This is a genomic window from Streptacidiphilus carbonis, assembly GCF_000787775.1.
GTDB classification, from domain to species: Bacteria; Actinomycetota; Actinomycetes; order Streptomycetales; family Streptomycetaceae; genus Streptacidiphilus; species Streptacidiphilus carbonis.
This window is the reverse complement of the sequence record NZ_BBPM01000005.1, coordinates 39761-64702: the sequence shown is the minus strand read 5'-3', so window position 1 is coordinate 64702 and position 24942 is coordinate 39761. Positions and strand designations below refer to the sequence as shown.

Sequence of the window (24942 nt, the reverse complement as noted above, 5' to 3'; positions counted from 1 at the left end):
CGTCACCGTCAGCGCCGGAACGCGACTTCGCCGGCTCCACACAGAAGCCCGCCACCCGTCATGGGTTACCCTGCTTGGCGATACATCGTGAGGCGTTATAGTGTCCTGCGACATAGAGGGGGAACTCATGGTGTCCGAGAACGATCCAGCCGTACTCGTGCTGGCGAGCTTGGCCGACGAACCCAGGCACGGTTACGCGATCACCCAGGACATCGCGGACTCGGTCGGCGTCGTCCTCCGGCCCGGCACCCTGTACGGGGTGCTGGCCCGGTTGGAAGCTGATGGGCTGATCGAGGCGCTGCCCGCGCAAGGGCGCCGCCGCCCCTACCGGATCACCGCTCTGGGTGAGCGCACGCTGGCCGAGCAGGCGGCGCAGATGCGGCGGGTGGCCGATCTGGGGCTACGCCGGCTCCGGGCCGCAGGGGCCATGCCGTGAAGATCCCGAACGCCGCCGAGGACAGGCCCGACCGGCGGACGCGCGCGCTGGTCGGGCTGTATCCGCCCGCGTGGCGGCAGCGCTACGCCACGGAGTTCGCGGCCCTGCTGGAGGACAGCGACGGCGGGGTTCGACAGGTGGTCGACGTCGCGGTCGCGGCGCTGCACGCCTGGGTCCGTCCCAGCACGCACCTGCACGACCGGACGGGACGGATGCGCGCCACCGTCGCGGTCACCCTGTGCGCGTGGACGGCGCTGGCGGCCGGAGCCGTCCTGTTCGCCAAGACCAGTCGGGACGGGGCATGGTACGTCAGCGGGCACACCGACCCGGCCGCGGGGTGGTACAACGTCTACGCGCTGGCCTCGGGGACGTCGGCGCTGGCCATCGCGGTCGGCTGGCTGCCGCCGGTGGCCGCCGTCCTCCGCGCCCCGCAATGCCATCCCGGACGCCGCCGAGCCCTCCTGCTGTTGCTCGCCCCGCCGGTCGCCGTATCGGCCTTCCTGGGCTCTGCGGCGTTGCTCCGGCTGATCACCCACGGGGCGGGTGTCGGCCGCACCGGGTTTCTGGTCCTGATCGGGCTCGGCCTGCTCACCGGCGCCGCCTGCGCCGCCGGACCGGCTGTCGCGCTGCGGCACGTCGCGCCGAGCGGTGCGGAGCTGCGCGTGACCACCCTGGCCGGCGCGGTCGCCACGGCACTCATGGCGGTGGCCGTTCCCGCCAGCGTCGGTTGCGGCCTGGTCACCTTCGCCGACCGGCCGGGGTTCACGGCACTGACCGGCTACGGCACGGTCATGGCGGTCACGCTGGTGGTCGCGGCGACCTCCTCCGCACGCGGTCTGCGGGCCGCCGTCGCAGGCACTCGGGGCAGCGTCGATGCGCACTGACCGCCGGTGGCTGCGCCGAACCCTGAAGACCCTGCTCGTCCTGGTGATCGTGCTGGTGGTGACGCTCGGCGGCTACATCGGCTTTGTCGCGGTCCGGTCGGGGCAGCAGGTCACGCTGCCTGCCCCGACCGGGCGTTATCCAGTCGGCCGGACCACGGCCGACTGGACCGACCACACCCGGACCGATCCGCTCGCCCCGCGGGCGGGCACGCCGCGGGAGCTGTCCGTGTGGCTCTGGTACCCGGCCGCACCCGCCCCTGGTGCGCCATCCGCGCCCTACGCCCCGGGCGCCTGGTCGGGACTGCATCTGGGGGGCCTGCCCGGGCTGGGCGAGACCGGCTTCGACGACATCCGGGTGCACGCCGTCGCCGAGGCCCCCGTCGCCGCCGGCCGCTTCCCCGTGGTGGTGCTCGAACCCGGGTTGGGCCTGGCCGCGCCGCAGTACACCACCATCGCGGAGAACCTGGCCAGCCACGGATACCTGGTCGCCGGGATCACCCCCACCTACAGCGCGAACCTGACGGTGCTGAACGGACGACCGGTGAGCGCGACACCCTCCGGCAACCCGCAGGGCTCCGACGCGACCAGCATGCGCCCAGCCGACGACCGGCTGGTCGGCGTATGGGCGGCCGACGACCGCTTCGTCGCCACCGAGCTCGCCGCGCTGGACACCACCGGGCGGTTCACCGGGCACCTCGACGCGGCCACCACCGTGTACCTGGGCCACTCCTTCGGCGGCGCGTCCGCGCTGCAGGCTTGCCACGACGACGCGCACTGCGTCGGCGCGGCGGATCTGGACGGCACCCAGTTCGGCACGGTCGTCCGGTCCGGGCTCGCCAAACCGATGATGCTGCTGGCCGGCCAGATCTCGTGCATCACCGGAACCTGTCAGCCGAGGAATGCCGACGAGCAGTCCGAACGCGACGCCGCTCGCACCTTGCTGGCAGCCAGTACCGGGCCCGTCTGGAGTTACCGGCTCGACGGGTCCGAGCACTTCAACTTCAGCGACTACGGCGCCTACTACCTGGCCGCGCCGATCCGCTCCGTGGTCGGGCTCGGGTCCATCAGCGGCGACGACGCGCTGGCCATCACCGACGCCTACCTGGTCGCGTTCGTCGACCATGTCGCCCGCGGCCTCCCGGAACCGCTGCTGACCGGCCGGTCCTCGCCGTACCCACAGGTCGAGGTACAGCGCACCGCGTCGTGAGCATGGGCAGAGGAGTCCGAACGTCGCGCTCGCTGATCTTGTGATCGGAGCGCTGTCGGAGACCGCGATTCCCCGCGGCTTCGGCACGTAATTCCGAGAGCCTGACGTGGTGCGGGCCGCTGGGTAGTGTGCTGTGGTGATCGAGATCCCGGCGGGGTTCGCGCAGGGCACCATCGAGCGGCAGGGCGAGCAAGGTCAGGAGTGGGTTGCGTCTCTGCCGTCTGTGGTGGATGAACTTCTTGATCGTTGGAACTGCGAGATCGCTGAGCAGGTCGGACACGGCGGGGTGGGGATCATCGTTCCCGTGCGGTCGGCTGATGGAGCGTCTGCGGTCCTGAAGGTCTCCTTTCCCCACCCTGGAAACGCTCATGAACCGGACGCTTTCGCGGCCTGGCGCGGGCGGGGCGCGGTGTTGCTGCTCGAGCGTGACGACGCGCGCTTCGCCATGCTGCTGGAGCAGGCCGGCGAAGGCACCCTGGCCGAACTCGACGACGTCGACGAGGCGGTCGCTGTCGCGGGCCGGCTCGTTCGCAGACTTGCCGTCCGGGCCCCGGCAGGTCTGCCGCGTCTGCGGGATCGAGCCGAGGGCTGGCAGGAAGACCTTCGTAAGGACGCTGCACGACTCGCCCGGCCGTTGCCCCGCCGCGTCGTGCAGGCCGCCGCCGCGACCCTCCGGGAGTTGGGCTGCGACCAGCCGGACACACTTGTCCACGGCGACCTGCACTTCGGGAACGTTCTGCGGGCCGAGCGAGAACCCTGGCTGGCCATCGACCCCAAGGGATACGTCGGGGACCCGGCGTACGACGCGATCACGCTTCTCCGCAGCCGCTTCGAGGACCTGCTTGCCGCTGACGACCTGGAGGCCGCGGTCCTGCGCCGGTTGGCCATCTTTGCCGACGCCGCCGAGATCGACCGCGAACGCGTCCAGCGCTGGGCCCAAGCCCGCGCCGTGATGGCTGCGCATTGGGGCCGTGAGCACGGCGACCCGGCATGGCTCATCCGGCTCACCGATGGCCTGGCCGAGCTGCTGACCTGACGGCTCCGTGGGCTCGGGGAAGTCCTGAGACGTGATCGCGCACCACGCGATCACGCGGCGGAGCCACGTCCAGCGCCGCTTCGGCACCCGTGATCAACCGTCAACCGGGCTCAGGATTCGAGGAATTCAAGCGCCTCTGTCACGAATTCCCTGTGGTACTGGAAGATTGCGCCGTGCCCGGCGTCCGGGTAGAGCGGGAGGAGTCGGCTCCGGGGGAGGCGTGCGGCAAGGTCGAGGGTGTTCTGGCTGGGTACCATCCGGTCGTTCTCGCCGTTTGCCACGAGGACGGGTTGGCGGATGCCCGACAGGTCCGACGGTGTCTGGCGGCCCCACCGTTTGACGGCCTTGAGCTGGGCGCGGAGAGACGGCAGGGAGATGTCCTTGTCGCGGTTGTCGGTGCGCTCCTTCAGCCGTTCCAGGAAGGCCCGTCCCGCCCGCCGGCCGTCAGCGCTGTGGGTGAAGAAGAGGGACAGTTTCGGGTCCTGTCGGGTCAGGGCACCCTTCAGCGTGGCCTGGATCGTGAGCGCCGGCACCCTGTCGATGCCGGGGCCTCCGGCGGGGCCCGTACCCGCGAGGATGACCTTGCGCACGAGGCCCGGTTCGTTCGCCGCGACGACCTGCGCGACGAAGCCGCCCATCGACAGACCGAGCAGATCCACCTGCTGGAATCCGAGGGCCCGGACGAACAGCACGGCGTCGCGAGCCATCGCCTCGACGGTGTCCGGTGTGGAGCCGCCCGAGCCGCCGACGCCACGGTTGTCGAAGGTGATCACCCGGTGCGCTGCGGCGAGTCCGTCGACGACCCGCGGATCCCAGTTGTCCAGGACCCCGGCCAGATGAATCAGGAGAATGAGCGGCACGCCCTCCGCAGGGCCGAGTTCCCGATAGGCGAAGTCCACACCCTGTACGGACACGGAGCGGGTGGCCGCATCCCTGTACGACGCCGACGCTGGGTAGGGGGAGTAGTGCGGTGCGTTCATGTCCGGGTCCTTCTGTCGCGGGCTTCGGGGTGATGTCGGTGACCGGCGGGACTGTCCGCTCACGTCATCTTCACGACGACCTTGCCGGCCTTCGCCCGCCCTGCCTCGACGTACGCCAGTGCTTCCCGGGTCGACTCGAAGGGGAAGACGGTGTCGACGACCGGGCGGATCCTGCCGGTGTCGATGAGGTGGGTGAGTTCGCGCAGCTGGTTGCCGCTGGCCTTCATGAACAGGAAGGAATAGGTGACGTTGTGGCGCCGGGCACGTCGACGGATCCGGAAACTCAGCGCGGACATCACCAGCCGGATGACCGGGTTCGCTCCGATCTCTCTGCCGAAGGCGGCGTCGGGCGGGCCGGCGACGCTGACGACCTTTCCGCCGGGCTTGAGGACTTGCAGGGAGTTCTTGAGCGTCTCGCCGCCGAGTGCGTCCAGGACGACGTCGTAGTCGTGCAGGACCGTCTCGAACGCCTGCTTCTTGTAGTCGACGACGACATCCGCGCCCAGACTTTTCACCAGGTCGAGGTTGGCCGTACTCGTGGTCGCGGCCACGTGCGCACCCAGGTGCTTCGCCAGTTGGACGGCGATGGTGCCGAGGCCGCCGGAGCCGGCGTGGATGAGTACCTTCTGGCCCGGCTGGACGCCTGCCCGCTCGACCAGCGCCTGCCACGAGGTCAGTGCGACCAGGGGAAGGGAGGCGGCCTCCTCCATGGTCAGTGCGCCCGGTTTGAGCGCCACGTCATCCTGTCGCACCGCGATGAGTTCGGCGAACGTGCCGATCCGGTCCTTGTCGGGCCGCGCGTAGACCTCGTCGCCCACCGAGAACCGGGTGACGGCGGCGCCGACCTCGACCACCACCCCGGCCAGGTCGTTGCCCAGGACGAACGGGACCCGGTACGGCAGGATCGCCTTCATCTCTCCGTCACGGATCATGCGGTCCAGCGGATTGATGCTCGCCGCCCGGATCCGGATCAGCACGTCCTCCCTGCCCACCTTCGGCTCCGGCACGTCACCGGCCCGCGGACCGTCCTTGTCCCCGTAGCGCTCGACCAAGAAGGCCTTCATCGTCGTCTCCATATCTCGTCCGCCAGCGAACGGACTGCTCCTGCTTTGTGAGGATGTACGCGCACGCCCACGGATCGAGGGGACATGCGAGGTGGGCGTCGGGACTGCCCGAATGTCGACGACCAGTGGGTCGTCATTTAAATTACGGTCATAATATTAACATCGTCGGATGACGGGCTGCAAGCGGGGCTCGTGTTCGGAGGGATGGAGGCCGCGGCCGGTGACGTGCTGATCGGCGAGGGGCGGTCGCCTCCGGCGCGTCTTCTGTCGGGTGCCTCAGCTTGCGGCCCCGGCGCGGGCATGGTCGACACCCAGCAGCGCGAGGGCGTTGTGGATGCCCTGCTCAAGGACTTCATCGGCGAGCCGCGGGTCGGCGAGGGCTCGGGAGAGCTGTAGTGTCCCCGCCATCATGGCGTAGGTGCTGAGTGTCACGGTGCGGACCGAGAGTGGATCGTCGGGCGCCAGCCGGGCGGCGATGCCGTCGGCGATGACCAGTACGCCGTCGGTGTAGGCCTGCTTGGTCGTGTGCGTGCAGCGGCCGATCTCGTCGAGCAGGGCGGCTGAGGGGCAGCCGTCGCCGGGGCTGTCGCGGTGCCAGGGGGACAGGTACCACCGGACGATCTGTTCGAGTCCGGCGTGACCGGGTGCCGCGTGCGCGACGATGTTCGCGTTCTGGGCGTGCAGTTGGTCGGCGACCGTGGTGGCCACGAGTTCGTCCTTGGACGTGAAGTGGAGGTAGAAGGCGCCGTTGGTCAGTCCTGCGTCCTTCATCAGCGCAGCGATGCCCGAGCCGTCTATCCCGTCCCTCTTGAACCGGCGGCCGGCTGTCTCGATGATCCGCTGCCTGGTCTCCTGTTTGTGCTCTTTCCCGTATCGCACGCATACTCCTTCGGTCGCCGGAGCGGTTGTTCACCCTCCGCCGCTTCTCCACTGTATTGTATTGTGAACGTAATTCAATGATCCTTGTGACGATCGCCCCAGGTGGCGGTGAGTCGGCGGCTGCGGCTCTGTGTCCATGCTCATGATCGGCCCTCTGGCTGGTGGCTTGCGCTCTGCTGTACGACTCGACGCAGATCCGCACCCGCCGCAACGCCCCCTCGTGTGGAGTCGGAAGCAAAGAGGCATCCCGCCCTGTGTCCCGGCGGCTTGAGCGCCAGGCCCCCGCAAGGCGGGTGGTCGACCTTCTCGCGGTCTGGCCGCATCCGTCGCGCCGCTGATCCTCACTGCGTCGCAGTCCGCACGAGTCTCCCGCTGGCTGCCCCGCAAGCGCGGGAGGCGACCCCAATGTCATCTCGGGCGGTGTCTGTGTGCGCGGTCCGACATCGGCGTCATTGAGTACGGCTCGTCGCTTGCGCCCTCATGGGAGTACGGTCATACTTCAATGGTCGAGGAAGTCCGAAGGGACCGACCGCACAAGGCTCGGCCCCATCAGCCTTCGCTCCGACCCCGGACTGCAGTCGCAGCCGAGAGACCCAGGTATCCGTGCTGCACCCTCTCCCGTGAGAAGGGGGTGCACTCGCGGAAACTCCCTCAGAAGGGCACGAAGATGAATGACTCAGCAGCAGCGCGGGGCGATGTCGTGACGTCGTACAAGGACGCGCCGACCCGTACCGTCACCGCCGGGGGAGTGACCTTCGCCTACCGCGATCTCGGCCCGCGCACCGGTGTCCCGGTGGTGTTCATCACCCACCTCGCCGCCGTGCTCGACAACTGGGACCCCCGGGTGGTCGACGGCATCGCCGCCAAGCACCGGGTCATCACGTTCGACAACAGGGGTGTCGGCGCCTCCAGCGGTTCGACGCCGGACACCATCCAGGCGATGGCGAAGGACACGGTCACCTTCATCCGGGCGCTCGGGCTCGAGCAGGTGGACATCCACGGCTTCTCGATGGGCGGCATGATCGCCCAGGTGATCGTGCAGGAGGAGCCGCAGCTCGTCCGCAAGCTGATCCTCACGGGTACCGGCCCTGCGGGTGGCGAGGGCATCAAGAACGTGACCCGGTTGTCCCACCTCGACACCGTCCGGGCGCTGCTCACCCTCCAGGACCCCAAGCAGTTCCTCTTCTTCACCCGCACGGCCAACGGGCGCCGGGCCGGCAAGGAATTCCTGGCCCGGCTGAAGGAGCGCACCCAGGACCGGGACAAGGCGATCTCCCCGATCGCGTACCTCACCCAGCTCAAGGCCATCCACCGCTGGGGACTGGAGCGGCCGCAGGATCTTTCCGTTGTCCAGCAGCCCGTCCTCGTCGCCAACGGCGACCACGACAGGATGGTGCCGTCGCCGAACTCGGCCGACATGGTCCGGCGGCTGCCGAACGCCGAGTTGGTGATCTACCCCGACGCCGGTCACGGCGGCATCTTCCAGTTCCACCAGGAGTTCGTGGGCACGGCTCTCGAGTTCCTCGCACGGCCGTAGGGGCTGGGCGTCCATCAAGCCGCGAAGACTGCCTCAGGGCCGTGATGCCCGTCGGGGCGATCGGCTCGAGGGCCGGTCGAGTGTGGCTGACATGCAGGTTCCTGGGACGTTCCGCGATGGCGGGGGCGCGGTCCGGAGTAGACGTCCCGGGCATGCCACGGCGGAGGCGGGTGACCTCACGGCACGTGCCTCACGGTGCTGCGGACCGGCCGTCCCTCCCGCTCAGTGCGGGAGGGCTCAGCACAGGAACGCTCGGTCGGGAACGCTCAGCGCATGAAGGCGAGGCCGTTCTCGATGCCCTGCTCGAGCACCTCATCCGCGAGCGACTGGTCGGAGAGCGCGCGGGACAGCTGCAGCGTTCCGACCATCATGGTGTAGAGCCCGACGGCCTTGCCGCGGGCGGACTTCGGATCCTCCGGTGCCAGCCGGGCGGCGATCTCTTCGACGATGGCCTTCGCGCCGTCGGTGTAGGCCTGCTTGGTCGTCTCCCCGCAGCGGCCGATCTCGTCGAGCAGGGCGGCTGAGGGGCATCCGATTTCGGGATGGTCCCGGTGCTGGGGTGAGAGATACTCGCGAATGAGGTCTTCGAGCCCCTGGCGTCCCGGCCGCAGGGTGTCGTACGTCTCCACCTGCGCGCGCAGCTCCGCAGCGACGACGTTGGCGACGAGGTCGTCCTTGGACGCGAAGTGGGCGTAGAAGGCTCCGTTGGTCAGTCCGGCGTCCGACATCAGGGTGGTGACGCCGGAACCGTCTATGCCGTCCTGCTTGAACCGCTGCCCGGCCTTCTCGATGATCCGCTGCCGGGTGATCTGCTTGTGCTCCTGGGCGTAACGCACCACTGACGTTCTCCACTCGCTTCGTAACATTGCTGCGGCGCACTCCAGCCTAATCCATGGCCTGTCGCACGTAATATTACGATCGGTGGGTCGATCCGGCAGTTGATCTGGGACGTGGGCTCAGTTCGCGACCGCGGCGCCGATATCGGTTTCCCCTGCGGCAAGGCCGGTGTCCGGGCCGTCGGTCCTGCGCTGACGCGGCATCAGGAACGCCAGGGCCGCTGCGAGGGCGACCGCACCCGCCCCGGCCCAGAGCGCCGGGACCAGCCCGTCCACGAACAGCGACGCGGAACCGTAGCCGCCCTGGGCGGCGAAGACGGCTCCCAGTGAGGCGACGCCGATGGCGCCGCCGACCTCGCGGATCGCGTTGTTGGCACCGGAGGCGATTCCCTCCTCCTCCGGACGGACCGAGCTCAGGACGAGGTTCGCGCTGGGGGCGAAGAACATGCCCATGCCGATTCCGCAGACTATCAGCGCGGGCAGCAGATGGGTGTACGACACCCGCGGCTCGACGGCCAGTGCCCACAGCCCGAGGCCCAGCGCGTTGAGAGCCATGCCTGCCGCGACGACGGGCGCGCCGCCGACCCGGTCGGACAGTGCTCCGGCGAGCGGCCCGGCGATCATGGGCATGGCCGTCCACGGCAGCATCCGCACGCCCGCCTCCATCGGCGAGTAGCCGCCGACCGTCTGAAGGTACTGGCTGAGCAGGAAGATCGCCCCGAACATGCCCAGGAACATCAGCAGACTGGCCACGTTGATGATGCTGAAGGAGCGGTGGCGGAAGAGACGCATCGGCAGCATCGGGTGCTTGGCGCGCAGTTCGTACCCGACGAAGCCGATCAGCAGCGCGGTACCCGCGACGAAGCCGCCCAGGATCGTCATGCTGGTCCAGCCGTCCGTGTTGCCCCGCACCAGGGCGTAGACGATGCCGAAGAGGCCGCCGCTGACCAGGAGTGTGCCGGGAACGTCGAGGCTCGCGTCGGAGCCGCGGCTCTCGTTCAGGCGCAGCCGGCCCAGCGGGATCAGCGCCAGGCCGAGCGGGACGTTCACCCAGAAGATCCACTGCCACGAGAGGTGCTCTGTGAGCGTGCCTCCGATGAGGGGTCCGGTGGCCACGGCTATGCCGCTGACAGCGCCCCAGATGCCGAAGGCCGCACCGCGCCGCTCGGGCGGTACGGCCGCCGACAGCAGGGTCAGTGTCACCGGCGTGATGATCGCGGCTCCCAGGCCCTGCACCGCACGGGCGGCGATCAGTTCGTTCATACCCGGGGCGAGGGCGGCCGCGGCGGAGGCGACGGTGAAGATCGTGAGCCCGATCACGAACAGCCGTCTGCGGCCGAAGCGGTCACCGAGGGAGGCGCCGAACATCACCAGCACCGCGAAGGTGAGGGTGTAGGCGCTCACCGTCCATTCGAGGTCGGCGAGGCCGCCGCCGAGGTCCCTGCGGATGGAGGGGAGAGCGGTGGTGACGATCAGGTTGTCGAGCGCGGTGATGAATCCGGCCGCGCTGGTGACGACGAGGGCCCAGACGGTGCCGGCGGAGCCGGTGGGCGGCTTGCGGAGCTGTTGCATGACGTTCCCTCGGCAGACGTGCGTGCGTGGCGATGGGGCAAATGGACTGGAGTGTCGCGAGTGGCTTGCGACGGTCCACGGTGTGTTCTCGAGCGCCGGACTCCCCGGTCGGCGCGGATTCCTGAGCGGCCCGTTCTCAGGGGAGTTGGGGGTAGAGCGCGGAGACGCCTCCGGCCAGCGCGGCCTGTGCCTGGCGGGCGGCGTTGTCGGCGAGGATCTCGTAGGCGCCGGCGGCGATGCCGTCGACGGCGATCCGGGCTATGTCGGCGGGGTCGGACTTCTCTGCGTCGACTGCCCGGGCCATGTCGGTGTCCATGTAGCCGACGTGCAGTCCGGACACTCGGATGCCCTGGTCGGCAAGTTGCACGCGGAGGGTGTTGGTGAGTGACCACTCAGCCGACTTGGCGGCGCAGTAGGCGCCGAGCTCGGGGAAGCTGACCCAGGAAAGGCCGGAAAGGATGTTCAGGATCGCCCCTCCGCCGTTGGCCGCGATCTGCGGAGCGAAGCCGCGGACCACGCTGAGCGTGCCGAAGTAGTGCGTGTCCATCTCCAGGCGGATGTCGTGCAGGTCTGCGGTGAGCAGGTCGGCGCCGGTGCTCGACCCGGCATTGTTGATCAGGAGGTTCACGTCGCCGGTGGCCGCGGCTGCGGCGGCGACCGAGGCCGGATCGGTGATGTCGAGCGCGATCGGCTTGGCGCCGGGAAGGTCGACGTGGTCGGGGTTGCGGGCGCCGGCATAGACGGTCGCGCCGCGCTTGAGCAGTTCGGTGGCGAGGGCCCGGCCGAAGCCGCGGTTGGCTCCGGTTACCAGGGCGGTGCTGGTGGAGAGGTCCACGGGAAGCTCCTGATGAAGTGAGAGGCGTGCTGAGAGCGAGGAGACCGGTCGCCCCTCCGGCGGAGGTGGCGCATGTGAGGTCTGCCCTTCGGGTCCGCCGGGAGAGTGCCGCGAGATGTGTCTGTCGAGGCGTCGGCGGAGGGCCAGCTTTTAGCTGACGATCGTAATACTATGTAGCCGGACTCGGTGATCGCAAGCGCCCTGCGGGAAAAGCGCTGTGGGTGTGATGCCGGGGCCCTGCTCCGGAGGGTGCGCTCGCCATCGGCGATCGGCGTGTGTGACCGGCGGGCTCTGGCGCCCCCGTTCGCTTTGCGGAGGCGTGCGAACTCACCCCGCTGGCGCCCTCGTGTCCGGCGATCGCTCGTGAAGCGGTCAAGGCCGCAGTCGTCGCGTGTTCCCGGCGGCACGGACGGTGCCGAAATCGGCGGCGTGGATGGCGCGTCGATCGGCGGTGCACAAGCGGCCGAGGGCCACCGTGCCCACGGTGCACTCCTCGGCCGCCACCCCGGTCCGGGCTCAGAGCTTGACGATCATCTTTCCGATGTTCTCGCCCCGCATCATCGAAAGGAAGGCGTCCAGGGTGTTGTCCAGGCCGTCCCGTACGGTTTCGCGGTAGCGGAGCTTGCCGGCGGCGAGCCAGCCGCCGACCTCGCGGACGAAGCCGGGCTGGAGGTCCAGCTCTTCGCTGAACATGAAGGACAGGATGTCCGAACGCGTCACGGACAGGTTCCACAGGTTGCGCGGTCCGACGACCTTCTCGTCGTTGTACTGGGAGACCATCCCGCACAGGACGATGCGGGCGTGCAACCTGAGCGCGCCGATGGCCGCCTCAAGGTGCTCGCCGCCGACGTTGTCGAAGAAGACGTCGATGCCGTCCGGCGCGGCCTGGGCCAACTGTTCGGCGACCACCCCGTTCTTGTAGTTGAACGCAGCGTCGTAGCTGTACTCCTCGATCAGTGACTTGACCTTGTCGTCCGAGCCAGCGCTGCCGATCACCCGTCCCGCACCCTTGAGTTTGGCGATCTGGCCGGCCACGCTGCCGACCGCGCCCGCCGCGCCGGACACGAAGACCGTGTCGCCCTCCTTGATCTTCGCGAACCGCTCCAGCCCGATGTACGCGGTGAGGCCGGTGACACCGAGCACGCCGAGGTACGCGCTCAGCGGTGCCAGGTCCGGGTCCACTTTCTGGGCGCCCGCGGCATCGAGGACGGCGTGGTCGCGCCAGCCGAGGACGTGCACGACGCTGTCGCCGGGCGCGAAGCCCTCAGCGTTGGAGACCAGGACGCGGCCGACCGCAGGGCCGTCCAGCGGCGCGTTCACGTCGTACGGCTCGATGTAGGACTTCTTGTCGCTCATGCGGCCGCGCATGTAGGGGTCGACCGAGAGGTACTCGTTGGTGACCAGGAGCTGCCCCGGCCCGGGAGCGGGGAGCTCCACCTGGCGCAGCGAGAAGTCCGACGTGACGGGCCGCCCCTCCGGGCGGGAGTCCAGGTGCCAGACGCGTGCGGTGGTGGGGAGGGTCTGCTCGGACATGTGGATCAAGTCCCTTCGACAGTAAGTGGATTCGATGTGAGGCGCGTCGTGGTGGCCGCGTCGATCATGGTGTGTGCCGCTTGGCCGGTGGTGGTGGTGGTGGCGGTGGCGACAGTGCCGGCGTGCTGGACGCGTGTCGCCGCCGGTGTGCCGTCGATGAGGAGCGTCAACTGGAGCGGTTCGGCATCCGGTTGAATCGGCGGACGATGCGGTCGAAGGTCCGGGCCGGAAGGACGCGGTGCAGCACGCTGATGCTCGCGGCCGTCGAGCCGGCGGTGCGCCGCAGCTTCGGATTCTTGTCGGTGGCCGCCGCGACGATCACCTTGGCCACGACGGCGGGATCGTCCCCGCCGCTGGTGTTCTTCGCCAGCACCTCGTCGAAGGTGCGCCGTCCTGGCGCGTAGAGCGGCATCGGGGTGTCGCCCTGCACGCTGTGGTCCCCGAACGGGGTGTTGATCGGGCCGGGCTCGACGAGCAGGATCCGGACGCCGTGCTCGCGGACCTCGTGGTCCAGCGACCCGGAGTAGCCCTCGACCGCGTGCTTGGTCGAGGTGTAGATGGCCATGAACGGGCTGGGGACGAACCCGCTGAGGGAGGAGACGTTGATGACGCGTCCGCGCCGTTGAGTGCGCATGTGCGGCAGAACCGCCTTGGTCATCCGCATGATGCCGTAGACGTTGACGTCGAAGACTTCCTGCGTCCGGGCGACGGAGAACTCCTCGGCGGCGCCGTTGGCGCCGACGCCGGCATTGTTGACCAGGACGTCGATGCGGCCGAACCGGTCGATGACCTGCTTGACCACGGAGGCGACCGATTCGTCACTGGTCACGTCGAGGTCGAGGTACGCCACCCCGGCGGGCGCGGTGACTCGCGCGGTGTTGCGAGCGGTCCCGATTACCTCGAAGCCCGCCGCGGCGAAGGCCCGGGCCGTCTCCTTGCCGATCCCTGATGAGGCGCCTGTCACGAGCACCACCGGCCGAGTTGTCGCCATCACGAACTCCCTTGGCTTTGAATTACGCCCGTATGCCTTACGTTCGTACGACAATATGGGGGCTGTCGGTCGTTGGCAAGGGGGTCACCTCGGCGATCCGTCAAGGAAGCCGTGCACGCCCCGGCCGCCACATGATCAACATGTAGGACGGAGGCGGCGACAAGGCCTTGGCGCTCTAAGCGGTTTGGCCACTCCGGGCCGCGCTCGGGGCTCTGTCTTCGTGCCCTGGGCCGCCTTGTACGGCCGGGTGCCTCGCGGCGTCCATCAGCAGGTCGGGCATGCGGCTCGACCCGTCTCCTTACGCGGTGGCATGTGCGGCAGTGGTCAGCGGGCTGGGCGACAGTGCGCCGCGGAAGGTGCGCCGATAGGCGATCGGGGAGACGCCGAGGGCGGCGTGCAGGTGTTCGCGCAGCGAGGTGCCGCCGGCGAAGCCGACCCGGCCGGCGATCTCGTCCACCGGGAGATCGGTGGTTTCCAGGAGGTGCCGTGCCCGCTCGACGCGCTGCTGGATCAGCCAGCGCCCTGGACTCATGCCCACCTCCTCGGTGAAACGGCGGGCGAAGGTGCGCAGGCTCATGTGGGAGTGCTCGGCGAGATTCGCCAGGGTCATGGGCTCGTGGAGGTTCTCCCAAGCCCACTGCCGGGCGGCGGCCGTTCCGCTTGCCGCGGGCTCGGGCACCGGGTGCTGTATGTACTGCGCCTGTCCTCCGTCGCGCCACGGCGGCGTGACGCACATGCGGGCGACCTGGTTGGCGACCTCGCTGCCGTGGTCCCTGCGGATGAGATGCAGGCAGACGTCCAGTCCGGAGGCGGCGCCGGCCGAGGTCAGCACGTCCCCGTCGTCGATGAAAAGGACATTCGGGTCCAGGGCGACCTTGGGGAACCATGCGCGGAAGAGGTCCGCCACCACCCAGTGGGTGGTGGCGGGGCGACCGTCGAGGAGCCCGGCGGCGGCGAGTACGAAGGCGCCGGTGCAGATCGACACCAGGCGGGTGGCCGGAGCCACGGACGCGAGTGCCGCCACGACGGCCCGGGGGATTTCCGGGGTGACGGCGGTGCTGACGAACGGCGGAATGACGACGGTGTCGGCGGTGCGCAGCGCCTCCGGTCCGTGCTCGACGGTTATGGAGAAGTCGGAGTTGGTGCGGACCGGGCGGCCGTCGACGCTGCAGGTGAGGACCTCGTAGCGGCGGTCCGCCGCCTCGAAGACCCGGCTGGGGATACCCAGTTCGAAGGGGTACACCCCGTCGACGGCCAGAACGACGACCCGGTGAACGTGTGCCATGGCGCGATCCCGTCGAAAGTAGGCTTTCATGCCATCGTAGCGAACGGCACCGGTGGTCATGCCGACCCCGTGGCGAACGTCCCCCGTCCGAGCTGTTCGTCAACGCCCCTGCCAGTTCGCCCGGTTCGGGGACGAGGTCGCCGTGAGAGTGCCGCACCCGTCCGCCGCCTTGCCCTCACCGCCGCGTCCACGGTCGCCGCTCCCACCACATCCGGGCCCTCGGCGCCGTCCAGGTCACGAGGGGCCTGTTCGAGCAGGCCGGCATTCGGTCGTCGGCCGTTTCGGTGTGCGTCGTCGGGAGCACGCACGGCGGGGTGCGGACGCAGTGGACGTCGTCCAGGCCCCGCTCTCCGCGACAGGACGCCGTGGCGTGATTCCGTTGAAAGTTGGCATTCATGCCATGGCGGCGGGGGGTGGAGGACGGCCACGGTGGACACATGACGAACAGCACTCCCGCCACCATGCGTGCCATCCGCCAGGAGACCCACGGTTCCCCCGAGGTTCTCCAGGAAGTCGGACTTCCCCGTCCCGAGCCGGGCCCGAGCGAGATCCTGGTCGCCGTCCGCGCGGCCGGCGTCAACCCGACCGACTGGTACAACCGTGCCCGGCCCCTGACCATCGACCGCATGCCGCTGGTCCTCGGCTGGGACGTCTCCGGGGTCGTCGAGGCCGTCGGTGTCGGCGTCACCGTGTTCAAGCCGGGCGACGAGGTCTTCGGCATGCTGCCCTACCCCCACGGGGCAGGCTCGCACGCCGAGTACGTGACCGCCCCGGCCCGGTCCTTCGCCGCCAAGCCCGAGAGCATCGACCACGTCCAGGCCGGAGCCCTCCCGCTCGCCGCCCTCACCGCCTACCAGGCGCTCGTCGACACCGCCGACATCCAGCCCGGCCAGCGCGTCCTCATCCACGCGGCGGCCGGCGGCGTCGGCCATCTCGCCGTCCAGATCGCCAAGTCCCGTGGCGCGTTCGTCGTCGGCACCGCCAGCGCCGCCAAGCACGACTTCCTGCGCTCCCTCGGAGCCGACGAGGTCATCGACTACCACGCGGTCGACTTCACCGAGGTCCTCACGGACATCGACGTGGTCCTCGACCCGATCTCCCTGGACTCCGCGGCCCGCGCCCGCTCCCTGGCCGTGCTGCGCCCGGGCGGCACCCTCGTCTCGATCCTTCCCGTCCCGGTCGGGGCCGACGAGTTGGCGAAGATCGCCGAGCTGGGCATCCGCTTCGAGTCCCTTCTCGTCGAGGCCGACCAGGCGGGCATGCGGGCCATCGCCGCCCTCGTCGAGGCCGGCGCCCTGCGCGCCCATATCGAGGCCGTCTTCCCGCTCGCGGAGGCGGCCAACGCACACGCGCTGGGCGAGACCGGCCGTACGATCGGCAAGATCGTGCTGACGGTGGAGGGGTCCCGGCCGGCGGACATCGTCGCCAGGGTGCTCCGGGCCGCCTTCGAAGCAGGTGACACGACCGTCATCGACCGGCACATCCGGCCCGACTACATCCAGCACAACCCGCTCGCCGCGGACGGCCCTGAGGCCATGAAGGCCTTCGGTGCCGCCTGGAAGCAGCAGTACCCGGATGCCACGTACGAGGAGAAGCGGGCCATCACCGACGGTGACATGGTGCTCCTGCACTCCCATGGCGTCCTGGTCCCCGGCAACCCCGACGTCCCCGAGCTCGCGATCTTCGACCTCTTCCGTTTCCAGGACGGGAAGATCGCCGAGCACTGGGACATCCTCCAGCAGGTGCCCGCCAGTACGGCCGACGGCCACGACCTGTTCTCCACCCTCAGCGAGCCGCGGACCCGTAGGCCCTCACAGCGATGGCTCACCGCGTACAACAAGGGGATCGTCACCGACTACGTCGAACGGCTCCTGGTGAACCAGGACCTGAGTGCCATCGACGCGCACATGAGCCCCGAGCGCCGGGAGCACAATCCGGGTGTCCCGGCCGGCGCGGCGGACCTGAAGGCCGGGCTGCAGGCGTACACCGACGAGTTCCCGGAGCTGAAGATCAGCCTGAAGCGGGTCATGGGCGAGGGCGACCTGGTGGCCGCCCACCTCCACGTCGTCAACTCGCCCGGCGAGCGCGGCAAGTCGGTCATCGACCTCTTCCGGGTACGGCACGGAAAGATCGTCGAGCACTGGGACGCCTCACAGGACGTGCCGGAGAACGCCGCCAACGACAACACGATGTTCTGACGGCCGCCGGTTCACAGCGATCCCACGGGGCCGACGCGGACCGGCTGCTCCAGGGCTCGCCCACGCCGATGGACTTCTTCGAGGGGACGCTTGTCCTGCGCCCCGAGCACGTCAACCCGGGCATCCTGTGGTTCGGCGCCCTCAGTCTCCTGGCCCCTGAGCTGGCGCCGTAGGCGCCGTGCCCAGGGTGCTCGCTGACCTGCCGGGTCACCGCCCATGTCTATTTGACCTCCAGGTCAAGAATGCTTAGTGTGGGTGTCATGGGAAGGCCCAAGCAGTTCGATCCGGACGCGGCTGTCGAGCAGGCGATGCAGGTGTTCTGGCGTCATGGTTACGGCGCCACCACACCTCAGTGCCTGGTCGACGCCCTCGGTATCGGAAAGGGCAGTCTCTACAACGCATTCGGCGGCAAGCGCCAGTTGTTCGACCTGGCGTTGCGTCGCTACCTGGACCTGCAGGACGCGACTGTGGCGGAATTGCTCGACGACTCCGGGCCGGTGAAGGAGCGGCTGCGCGCGGCGCTGTACGCCGTCGCCCAGGCGGACCTCGCCGACCCCGACCGCCGTGGCTGTCTGGCACTGAACGCCGCAATGGAGTTCGGTCGCACGGACGAAGCCGTCACCTCGCAGGTGCAAGGCATGTTCGACCGATTCGAGGTCGCCTTCCGCGCCTTGGTCGAGGAGGGACAGCGCGCCGGGGAGATCGACTCCGGGCGTGACGCCAGGGCCCTGGCCGGGGTGCTGGTGAATACCGTCAACGGTGTGAAGCTCATGGCCCGTGCGGGGTCGGGGCCCGAGCGCCTCCTGCGGATCATCGACGCCACCGTCGACCTTCTCTGACCCTGCCTGCGTGCGATTTCCACTCGGGCAGCACCGCACCCCAATTTTGTACCTAGAGTTCAAGAAAAGGATGAGTCATGAACCTCGACCTCGCCGGCAAGACCGTTGTCGTCACCGGAGCCAGCCGTGGCATCGGCCTGGCCACCGTCCAGGCGCTGACCGCCGAAGGCGTCCGTGTCCTGGGCGCCGCCCGCACGATCACCAGTGAGCTGAAGGAGACCGGCGCCGTCACCGTGAGCGCCGACCTGAGCACCGCCGAGGGCGCGCGCACCCTCGTCGACGCGGCCATCGCGGAGCTGGGCGGCATCGACCTGCTGGTCAACAACGTCGGCGGCGGCGACGACCTCGACGTCAAGGGTTTCCTCGACACCGACGACGAGCAGTGGACGTCGATCTTCGACATCAATCTGCTCAGCACCGTCCGGGTCACCCGCGCAGCCCTGCCCAGCATCGTCGAGCGCAAGGGCGCGATCGTCAACGTGTCCTCGGTCGTCGCCCACCTGCCGGGTCTCGGCCCCGTCGCCTACGCCTCCTCGAAGGCCGCTCTCACCGCGCTCGGCAAGACCCTGGCCGAGGAGTTCGGCCCCCAGGGCGTCCGGGTCAACACGGTGTCCCCGGGCTTCGTGCGCAGCTCCATCTACGACAGCCCGGAGAACTTCGGCGGGAAGGTCGCGGCCGTCTTCGGCATGGACATCCCCACCTTCATCGAACAGGCGCCCGCTGCCCTCGGCATCACCTCGGGCCGCTTCGTCGAGCCCAAGGAGGTCGCGACCCTCATCACCCTGCTGCTGTCCGGTGTCACCTCCAGCGTCATGGGCGCGGACTACGTCATCGACGGCGGGCAGCTCAAGGCTGTCTAGGTCTTGCTGCCGCCGGCGAGGCCCCCTCGGCGGGCTGGAGCACGGGCCGTGCAGGGGATGAAGGCGGACGGGAGCGGGCCCCGTCCGCCTTGGCGTGAGCCCGCCGCGCGCGTGCCCGGCGAGCCGTCAATTGGTGTTGCTCCATGCGGTGTTGTTCGTCCCACTGGACAGAGTTGTGATCGTGTTGTCGGGCCACTGGATACGCGCGGTGGTGCCGGTGGGCACAGTGGTGAGCACCGTCAGGGCGTCGCCGCTTCCTTCCCAGCGGATGGACACGCTTCCGTAGGGGGATTCGTGGGTGGCCTGGGCCCAGGTGAGGCCGCCGCCGGGGCGGGGGCGGAAGAGGATCTCGCGGTAGCCGGGGGCTGCCGGGTTGAGTCCGGCGACGGTGGTGTGGAGCCAGTGGGCGATGGCTCCCAGGGCGTAGTGGTTGAAGGAGGTCATGTCCCCGGGGTTGATCCGCCCGTCGGGGAGCATGCTGTCCCAGCGTTCCCAGACGGTGGTGGCGTCGTGCTTGAGGGCGTAGAGCCAGGAGGGGCAGTCCTGTTGCAGCAGCAGGGCGTAGGCGTCGTCGGTGTGGTCGGTGGCGGTCAGTGCGGGGGCCAGCAGCGGGGTGCCGATGAAGCCGGTCCGGATGGTGTGGCCGGCTTCGGTGACCAGTTCGGCCAGCCGCTGTCCGGCCCTTCGGCGAGCCGCCTGGTCGGGGAGCAGGTCGAACTGGAGGGCGATGGCGTAGGCGGTCTGGGTGTCACTGGTCATCGAGCCGTCGGGCCGCACGTAGGCGTCGATGAAGGCGTTGCGTACCCGATCGGCGAGCTGCTGGTATCGGGCCCGGTCCTCCTCCTTGCCCAGCACGTGGGCGTTCTGGGCGAGGCGGTGCGCGGACCGGGCGTAGTAGGCGGTGGCGATCAGATGGCGGTCGGTGCGCCCGGCGCCCGGGTCCTCGGGGGGTGCGGTGGGGTCGAGCCAGTCGCCGAGCTGGTAGCCGCGGTCCCAACGGCCGGAAGGGTCAGCGAGGGTGGTGACGAGGTCGACCCAGCGGCGGGCGCTGTCGTACTGGTCGGCGAGCAGTCCGGTGTCGCCGGAGTCCTGGTGCAGGTCCCAAGGGGTGAGGGTGACGACGTCGGCCCAGCCGGCGCCGGGTCGGGCCGGCGTCCACTGCTCGCCGCCGGGGATGGCGGGGACGTACCAGGGGACGGTGCCGTCCTGGTGCTGTTCGGCGGCCACGTCGCGCAGCCAGGAGGTGAGCAGGCCGTGGCAGTCGTAGAGAAAGGCGGCTGTGGGCGCGAAGATCTGGATGTCTCCGGTCCAGCCGAGCCGTTCGTCGCGCTGCGGGCAGTCGGTGGGGATGTCGACGAAGTTGCCCCGCAGGCTCCAGACGATGTTCTCGTGCAGCTGGTTGACCTGCTCGTTGGAGCAGGCGAACCAGCCGGTGCGGGCCATGTCGGTGTGCTGGACCCGGGCCGTGACCTGGTGCGCGGGGTCGCCGCCGCGCCATCCGGTGATTTCGGCGTAGCGGAAGCCGTGGAGGGTGAAACGGGGTTCCCAGGTCTCGGGCCCGTTGCCGCGCAGGATGTAGGTGTCGGTCGAGCGGGCGCCGCGCAGCGGGCGCACGCACAGTTCGCCGTCCTGGAGGACCTCGGCGTGGCGGATCACGACCCGATGCCCTTCGGGCCCCTCGACGGTGATCCGCAGCCGGCCGACCAGGTTCTGTCCGAAGTCCAGCAGGAGCCGGTCGCCGTCGAGCGCGGTCACCTGGAGCGGACGAAGTTCCTGGGTGCATCGGACGGGGGGACCGGTGGGCGCGACCAGGGTCGCGGGGTCCCGTGGCACGGTGTCGACCAGCTGCCAGTCGGTGTCGTCGAATCCGGGGGCGGACCAGCCGGACAGTTCCCTGCGGGCGTCGTGGGTCTCGCCGTCCAGGAGTCCGGAGGCGAGGATCGGACCGTGGCCGGCCAGCCACGTCGGGTCGGTGCCCACGGTGGTGAGGGTGCCGTCGTCGTGCAGGATCTCCAACTGGGCGAGCAGGGCCAGCCGGTCGCCGTACAGGTTGGCGTGGCCGCCGTGGAATCCGAGCCGACCGCAGTACCAGCCGTCGGCCAACCAGGCACCCAGGGCGTTGGCGCCGGTCTGCAGGTGCTCGGTGACGTCGAGGGTCTGGTAGCGAAGACGGTGGTGGTAGCTGGTCCAGCCGGGGGCCAGGGTCTGGTCGCCCACACGGCGGCCGTTGACCTCGATCTCGTACAGGCCGTGGGCGGTGACGTACAGCCGGGCCCGACGTATCCCTGACGGTACTTCAAATTCCTTGCGCAGTAGGGGTGGACGCCTGAGGGCGTGGCGATCCTCGGGCCACGCCGGGGCGATGGCCGCGGCGGTCCAGTCGGAGGGATCCAGCAGTCCGGCCTCCAGGCGCAGCGGCGGGCTCCAGGGGCCGGCTTGCCGGTCGGCGCCGCGCACCCGGACGCGCACCTGCGCGGTCTCGCGCGAGGTCAGCGGCGGGAACGGCCAGGGGACCAGGACGGAGTCCTCGGACTGGATCCAGTCGCTGTACAGCAGTCGGCCCTCACGTTCGACGGCGATGCGGTAGGCCTGCTGGCGCCAGCCGGGGGGCGCGGTGGACTTCCAGGAGAGCCGGGGTGCGGGCTCGCCGATGCCGAGCGGGCTGCGGTGGTGTTCGGTGGTGGGCGGGGCGACGAGCGGGGCGGGCGTGCGGGTCACCCCTTCACCGCCCCGGCGGTCAGGCCCTTGATGATGCGCTGGTTGATGGCCAGGTAGAGTCCGAGCGCCCCGAGGACGTTGATGCTGATGGCGGCGAAGAGCGGTCCGTAGGAGGTTTCGCCGTACTGGCCGGTGAAGTTGAGCAGGCCGACCTGGACGGTGCGCAGGCTGTCGTCGTTGGTGAAGGTCATGGCGATGAGCAGGTCGTTCCAGATGAAGAAGAACTGCACGAGTGCGACGGTGAAGACGGCGTTGCGGACCAGGGGGAAGCCGATGCGCCAGAAGGCCTGCAGGATGGTGGCTCCGTCGATGGTGGCGGCCTCGAAGACCTCGCGGGGGATGGCCCGGAAGTAGGTGGCCATCATGAAGACGGTCAGGGGCAGGCCGGTCGCGGTGTAGGTGATGATCAGCGGCAGCAGTGTGCCCGACAGGCCGGCCTGGAAGTAGATCCGGAACAGCGGCAGCAGGATCATCTGGCTGGGCACCATGATGCCGATCAGGAAGACCAGCAGGACCTGGTGGCGGCCGCGCCAGATCATCACCTCCAGTGCGAAGCCCGCGGCGACGCCGAGCAGGATGATCAGCGCGAGCGAGGGGACCGTGGCCAGCAGGCTGTTGCGGATGTAGAGCCCGATGTGGCCGTTGGTCCAGGCGTCGGTGTAGTTGCCGAAGCCCCAGTGCGCGGGCAGGGACCAGGCCGGATCGTTGACGAACTCGGCCTGGGTCTTGAAGGAGCTGAGCAGCATCCAGGCCAGCGGGGCCGCTTCGACCAGGACCAGCAGCGTGACCAGCAGGTTCCGGGTGAGATGGCGCGCATACCGGCGGCGTCGGGCGGGGGCGGGGCCCGGCTCGGTGCGCTGTCCGCGCGCCGGGGCCGTCAGGGTGTCGGTCATGGGGTTCAGCCCTTGGTCGGGTCGCGGCGCGAGAAGCGGAAGATCAGCAGGGTGACGCCGAGGCAGACCACGGTGAGCAGCAGTGCGATGGTGCTGCCGTACCCGTAGTCGCCGTAGGAGAAGGCGGTGCGGAACATGTAGAGCGTCAGGGGGGTGGTGTCGCTGCCCGGGCCGCCGTTGGTCAGGGCGAGAACCGAGTCGAACACCTTGAGGGTGCCGTTGATGCTGAACACGAGCGAGGACAGCACCACCGGCCAGGACAGCGGCAGGACGATGTGGCGGATCAGCCGCCATCCGGTGGCGCCGTCCAGACGGGCGGACTCCAGGGTCTCCTCGGGGATGTCCAGCAGTCCCGCGTAGATGAGCACGCCGTAGAAGCCCATGGAGCGCCACACGTCCATCAGTACGATCACGAAGAAGGCGCCGGCGCCGCTGGCGAACCAGTCGCCGTGGTGCAGGCCGAGCGCCTCGAAGGCGATGCCGGCCAGGCCTTTCTGCGGGGCGATGGCGAACAGCTTCTGGAACATCAGCGCGACGGCCACGGTCGGCAGGATCACCGGGAAGAACACCAGCGTCCGCACGAAGGCGGAGGACTTGCGCAGCACGAAGACATAGAGCAGTGCGAGCAGGTACCCGCACAGCACCTGCGCGACGGTGACCGCGGCTCCGTACTCCAGAGTGACCCGCAGTGCGGAGCGCGCCTGCGGGTCCTGCCACAGCTTGGTGAAGTTGCCGAGCCCGTCGAAGCTGAAGCCCTCGATCACATTGCCGGTGAAGAAGGTGTAGCCCAGCGACCAGCCCATCGGGACCAGCATCACCAGGGTGTACAGGAGCAGCGCCGGTCCGAGCAGGACGGCTATGGCTCGGCGGTCTCCCAGAACGGAACGCATGTCGGCTCTTTCGGATGGGATCGGATGGGATCGGATGGGATCGGGCGGGAACGCGCGGGCCCGGAGGCAACCGGTGGTCCGGTCGGTCAGCCGTTGGCGAGGTCGCTCTGGACCTTCTGCATGAAGTCCTGCGCCGAGAGCGTGCCGGTCACCAGGGACGCGGCGTTGGTCTGGCTGGTCTCGGTGGCCTTGGTGTTGAACAGGGCCTCGAACCACAGGGTGCTGGTGGTGGTCTTGTCGATGGTGTTCTGGACCATCTGCGTGAGCGGGGGCAGGGTGCCGGTGTCGCCGTTGGCCTTGAAGCCGGAGATGGTGCCCTGGTTCTTCAGGGAGGAGGCGCCGTAGTTCTTGGCGACGCAGGACAGCCAGTCGCCGACCTTGGTGTTGTACGACTTGGCGGAGACGGCGACCGGCAGGCCGACGTTGGCGGGGATCTGGTCGGCGCTGCCCTTGCCGCCGGCAACCGTCGGGAAGGGCATGAAGCCGATGTTCGCGGCGCCGATCAGGTCCTTGGTGGCGTCGTTGAAGTCGCCGAGTTCCCAGCTGCCCATGTAGAACATGGCGGCCTTGCCGGTGAGGAACTGCTGCACCGAGGTGTCGTAGTCGATCGACTCGACCCCGGCGCCGAAGTCCCCTGCCTTGCCGAGGTCCGCGACGGCCTGGGCGGCCTTGACGTAGGCCGGGTCGGTCAGCTTCGCCTTGCCGTCCGCGACCGCCTGCAGCGCGTCCGGCCCCAGCTCGCGGTAGAGGTAGCCGCTGACCAGGCGGGTGATCGGCCAGCCGGCCTTGCCGGAGGCGGAGAACGGGACCACGCCGGCGCCTTTCAGCTTCGCGGCGGCCGCGACCAGCTGGTCGTAGGTCTGCGGAACGGTGATGCCGTGCTGGGCGAAGAGCTTCTTGTTGAACCAGATGCCCTCGATGTTGAACTGATACGGCATCACATTGAACTTGCCGTAGAGGTTCTCCACGGTCTTGGCCGCGGCGGGCTGGATGTCGTCCCAGACGCCGAGGTCCTTCAGGGACTTCTCCAGGTCCTGTACCTGGCCGCCCTTGTCGAGGGTCTTGGTCAGCTGCGGGGTGCTGCCGGCGGCGAACTGCACCGGCAGGGCGTCCTGGCCGGCCAGCAGCTGCACCTTCTGGTCCACGTCGCCGATGGGAAGCGTCTGGATCTTCAGCGGCAGGGCCTGGTTCTGGCTCTTGCAGGCGCCGGTGCTCAGCGTGGTGAGTTCCTGCTGGACGATGTGGTTGTCGTCGTTGATGGTGAGGCTGAAGTCCTTGGCCTCGCCGCTGCTTGCGGCGCCGGTACCGCCACAGGCGGCGAGCAGCAGGGTCGCAGTGGTCGCGGTCGCAAGGGAAGCGAACAGGCGGGACTTGGGGGGCAGGTGCACGGTCACTCCTCTGCCAGCGCTTTGAAGCGCTTCAAATGATGTCCGGAACCTATGTCCCGCTTCATTGGGATGTCAAGGGCG

General features: G+C 69.2%; 21 protein-coding genes and 1 pseudogene. 9 read left to right on the top strand and 13 right to left on the bottom strand.

What is annotated here, in order from left to right; translation table 11 throughout:
• Nucleotides 1-127 precede the first annotated feature (127 nt).
• From TR46_RS05415 to TR46_RS05400, 4 genes are all read left to right on the top strand, one after another.
• Nucleotides 128-436: a PadR family transcriptional regulator gene (locus TR46_RS05415; RefSeq protein WP_042394790.1), complete on the top strand. Its 309-nt coding sequence runs from the start codon at nucleotides 128-130 to the stop codon at nucleotides 434-436.
• Nucleotides 433-1320, top strand: a complete 888-nt coding sequence (locus TR46_RS05410; protein ID WP_042394399.1) for a hypothetical protein — start codon at nucleotides 433-435, stop codon at nucleotides 1318-1320. Before TR46_RS05415 ends, TR46_RS05410 begins: the two co-directional genes overlap by 4 nt.
• Nucleotides 1310-2527, top strand: a complete 1218-nt coding sequence (locus TR46_RS05405; protein WP_042394397.1) for an alpha/beta hydrolase — start codon at nucleotides 1310-1312, stop codon at nucleotides 2525-2527. The genes TR46_RS05410 and TR46_RS05405 overlap by 11 nt, the downstream gene beginning before the upstream one ends.
• A 136-nt stretch (nucleotides 2528-2663) precedes the next feature.
• Nucleotides 2664-3563, top strand: a complete 900-nt coding sequence (locus TR46_RS05400; RefSeq protein WP_042394787.1) for an aminoglycoside phosphotransferase family protein — start codon at nucleotides 2664-2666, stop codon at nucleotides 3561-3563.
• Between the two features lie 110 nt (nucleotides 3564-3673).
• On the opposite strand, the gene TR46_RS05395 is transcribed toward TR46_RS05400, so the two are convergent.
• The 3 genes from TR46_RS05395 to TR46_RS05385 form a co-directional block, all read right to left on the bottom strand.
• Nucleotides 3674-4543: an alpha/beta fold hydrolase gene (locus TR46_RS05395; RefSeq protein ID WP_042394393.1), complete on the bottom strand. Its 870-nt coding sequence runs from the start codon at nucleotides 4541-4543 to the stop codon at nucleotides 3674-3676.
• A 59-nt stretch (nucleotides 4544-4602) separates the two neighbouring features.
• A complete protein-coding gene (locus TR46_RS05390) occupies nucleotides 4603-5607 on the bottom strand; it encodes an NADP-dependent oxidoreductase (RefSeq protein ID WP_042394784.1) in 1005 nt (334 codons plus the stop codon).
• A gap of 276 nt (nucleotides 5608-5883) precedes the next feature.
• Complete coding sequence (locus tag TR46_RS05385; RefSeq protein ID WP_042394391.1) at nucleotides 5884-6486, bottom strand: TetR/AcrR family transcriptional regulator; 603 nt, start codon at nucleotides 6484-6486, stop codon at nucleotides 5884-5886.
• A 667-nt stretch (nucleotides 6487-7153) separates the two neighbouring features.
• Here TR46_RS05385 and TR46_RS05380 point away from each other — a divergent pair.
• On the top strand, nucleotides 7154-8023 hold the full coding sequence (locus TR46_RS05380) for an alpha/beta fold hydrolase (protein WP_042394388.1): 870 nt from the start codon (nucleotides 7154-7156) through the stop codon (nucleotides 8021-8023).
• Nucleotides 8024-8289: 266 nt separating this feature from the next.
• Here TR46_RS05380 and TR46_RS05375 read toward each other — a convergent pair whose 3' ends face one another.
• The 6 genes from TR46_RS05375 to TR46_RS05350 form a co-directional block, all read right to left on the bottom strand.
• Entirely contained in the window at nucleotides 8290-8862 is a 573-nt protein-coding gene (locus TR46_RS05375; RefSeq protein WP_042394386.1) for a TetR/AcrR family transcriptional regulator, read from the bottom strand.
• 117 nt (nucleotides 8863-8979) lie between these two features.
• Nucleotides 8980-10431, bottom strand: a complete 1452-nt coding sequence (locus tag TR46_RS05370; RefSeq protein ID WP_042394383.1) for a DHA2 family efflux MFS transporter permease subunit — start codon at nucleotides 10429-10431, stop codon at nucleotides 8980-8982.
• Nucleotides 10432-10567: 136 nt separating this feature from the next.
• A complete protein-coding gene (locus TR46_RS05365) occupies nucleotides 10568-11266 on the bottom strand; it encodes an SDR family oxidoreductase (RefSeq protein ID WP_042394381.1) in 699 nt (232 codons plus the stop codon).
• 516 nt (nucleotides 11267-11782) lie between these two features.
• Nucleotides 11783-12799, bottom strand: a complete 1017-nt coding sequence (locus TR46_RS05360) for an NADP-dependent oxidoreductase (protein ID WP_042394379.1) — start codon at nucleotides 12797-12799, stop codon at nucleotides 11783-11785.
• A gap of 166 nt (nucleotides 12800-12965) precedes the next feature.
• Nucleotides 12966-13790 (bottom strand): oxidoreductase, encoded by an 825-nt coding sequence (locus TR46_RS05355; protein WP_152626306.1) that lies wholly within the window; start codon nucleotides 13788-13790, stop codon nucleotides 12966-12968.
• A 298-nt stretch (nucleotides 13791-14088) separates the two neighbouring features.
• Nucleotides 14089-15075, bottom strand: coding sequence for a GlxA family transcriptional regulator (locus tag TR46_RS05350; protein WP_042394370.1), 987 nt, complete (start codon nucleotides 15073-15075; stop codon nucleotides 14089-14091).
• A 461-nt stretch (nucleotides 15076-15536) separates the two neighbouring features.
• Here TR46_RS05350 and TR46_RS43970 point away from each other — a divergent pair.
• From TR46_RS43970 to TR46_RS05335, 4 genes and pseudogenes are all read left to right on the top strand, one after another.
• A pseudogene (locus TR46_RS43970) lies at nucleotides 15537-16475 on the top strand (NADP-dependent oxidoreductase); the annotation flags it as partial.
• Complete coding sequence (locus TR46_RS43965; protein ID WP_236655217.1) at nucleotides 16461-17273, top strand: nuclear transport factor 2 family protein; 813 nt, start codon at nucleotides 16461-16463, stop codon at nucleotides 17271-17273. The pseudogene TR46_RS43970 and the gene TR46_RS43965, both read left to right, overlap by 15 nt.
• 260 nt (nucleotides 17274-17533) lie before the next feature.
• On the top strand, nucleotides 17534-18112 hold the full coding sequence (locus TR46_RS05340; protein WP_042394367.1) for a TetR/AcrR family transcriptional regulator: 579 nt from the start codon (nucleotides 17534-17536) through the stop codon (nucleotides 18110-18112).
• A gap of 77 nt (nucleotides 18113-18189) precedes the next feature.
• Complete coding sequence (locus tag TR46_RS05335) at nucleotides 18190-18972, top strand: SDR family NAD(P)-dependent oxidoreductase (RefSeq protein ID WP_042394364.1); 783 nt, start codon at nucleotides 18190-18192, stop codon at nucleotides 18970-18972.
• Nucleotides 18973-19098: 126 nt separating this feature from the next.
• Here TR46_RS05335 and TR46_RS05330 read toward each other — a convergent pair whose 3' ends face one another.
• The 4 genes from TR46_RS05330 to TR46_RS05315 form a co-directional block, all read right to left on the bottom strand.
• Nucleotides 19099-21690 (bottom strand): alpha-L-rhamnosidase, encoded by a 2592-nt coding sequence (locus tag TR46_RS05330; protein ID WP_042394362.1) that lies wholly within the window; start codon nucleotides 21688-21690, stop codon nucleotides 19099-19101.
• Nucleotides 21687-22583, bottom strand: a complete 897-nt coding sequence (locus TR46_RS05325) for a carbohydrate ABC transporter permease (RefSeq protein WP_042394359.1) — start codon at nucleotides 22581-22583, stop codon at nucleotides 21687-21689. The genes TR46_RS05330 and TR46_RS05325 overlap by 4 nt, the downstream gene beginning before the upstream one ends.
• A gap of 5 nt (nucleotides 22584-22588) precedes the next feature.
• Nucleotides 22589-23473, bottom strand: a complete 885-nt coding sequence (locus TR46_RS05320; RefSeq protein ID WP_042394356.1) for a carbohydrate ABC transporter permease — start codon at nucleotides 23471-23473, stop codon at nucleotides 22589-22591.
• An 86-nt stretch (nucleotides 23474-23559) separates the two neighbouring features.
• The gene (locus TR46_RS05315) at nucleotides 23560-24861 is read right to left on the bottom strand and encodes an ABC transporter substrate-binding protein (RefSeq protein ID WP_042394352.1); all 1302 of its coding nucleotides are present in this window, start codon (nucleotides 24859-24861) and stop codon (nucleotides 23560-23562) included.
• Nucleotides 24862-24942 lie beyond the last annotated feature (81 nt).

Excerpts from the sequence above, each read along its gene's own strand:
- TR46_RS05415 (WP_042394790.1), top strand. The coding sequence starts at position 128 with ATGGTGTCCGAGAACGATCCAGCCGTACTCGTGCTGGCGAGCTTGGCC.
- TR46_RS05405 (WP_042394397.1), top strand. The coding sequence starts at position 1,310 with ATGCGCACTGACCGCCGGTGGCTGCGCCGAACCCTGAAGACCCTGCTC.
- TR46_RS05395 (WP_042394393.1), bottom strand. The coding sequence starts at position 4,543 with ATGAACGCACCGCACTACTCCCCCTACCCAGCGTCGGCGTCGTACAGG.
- TR46_RS05390 (WP_042394784.1), bottom strand. The coding sequence starts at position 5,607 with ATGAAGGCCTTCTTGGTCGAGCGCTACGGGGACAAGGACGGTCCGCGG.
- TR46_RS05380 (WP_042394388.1), top strand. The coding sequence starts at position 7,154 with ATGAATGACTCAGCAGCAGCGCGGGGCGATGTCGTGACGTCGTACAAG.
- TR46_RS05370 (WP_042394383.1), bottom strand. The coding sequence starts at position 10,431 with ATGCAACAGCTCCGCAAGCCGCCCACCGGCTCCGCCGGCACCGTCTGG.
- TR46_RS05360 (WP_042394379.1), bottom strand. The coding sequence starts at position 12,799 with ATGTCCGAGCAGACCCTCCCCACCACCGCACGCGTCTGGCACCTGGAC.
- TR46_RS05355 (WP_152626306.1), bottom strand. The coding sequence starts at position 13,790 with ATGGCGACAACTCGGCCGGTGGTGCTCGTGACAGGCGCCTCATCAGGG.
- TR46_RS05350 (WP_042394370.1), bottom strand. The coding sequence starts at position 15,075 with ATGGCACACGTTCACCGGGTCGTCGTTCTGGCCGTCGACGGGGTGTAC.
- TR46_RS05340 (WP_042394367.1), top strand. The coding sequence starts at position 17,534 with ATGGGAAGGCCCAAGCAGTTCGATCCGGACGCGGCTGTCGAGCAGGCG.
- TR46_RS05335 (WP_042394364.1), top strand. The coding sequence starts at position 18,190 with ATGAACCTCGACCTCGCCGGCAAGACCGTTGTCGTCACCGGAGCCAGC.
- TR46_RS05325 (WP_042394359.1), bottom strand. The coding sequence starts at position 22,583 with ATGACCGACACCCTGACGGCCCCGGCGCGCGGACAGCGCACCGAGCCG.
- TR46_RS05320 (WP_042394356.1), bottom strand. The coding sequence starts at position 23,473 with ATGCGTTCCGTTCTGGGAGACCGCCGAGCCATAGCCGTCCTGCTCGGA.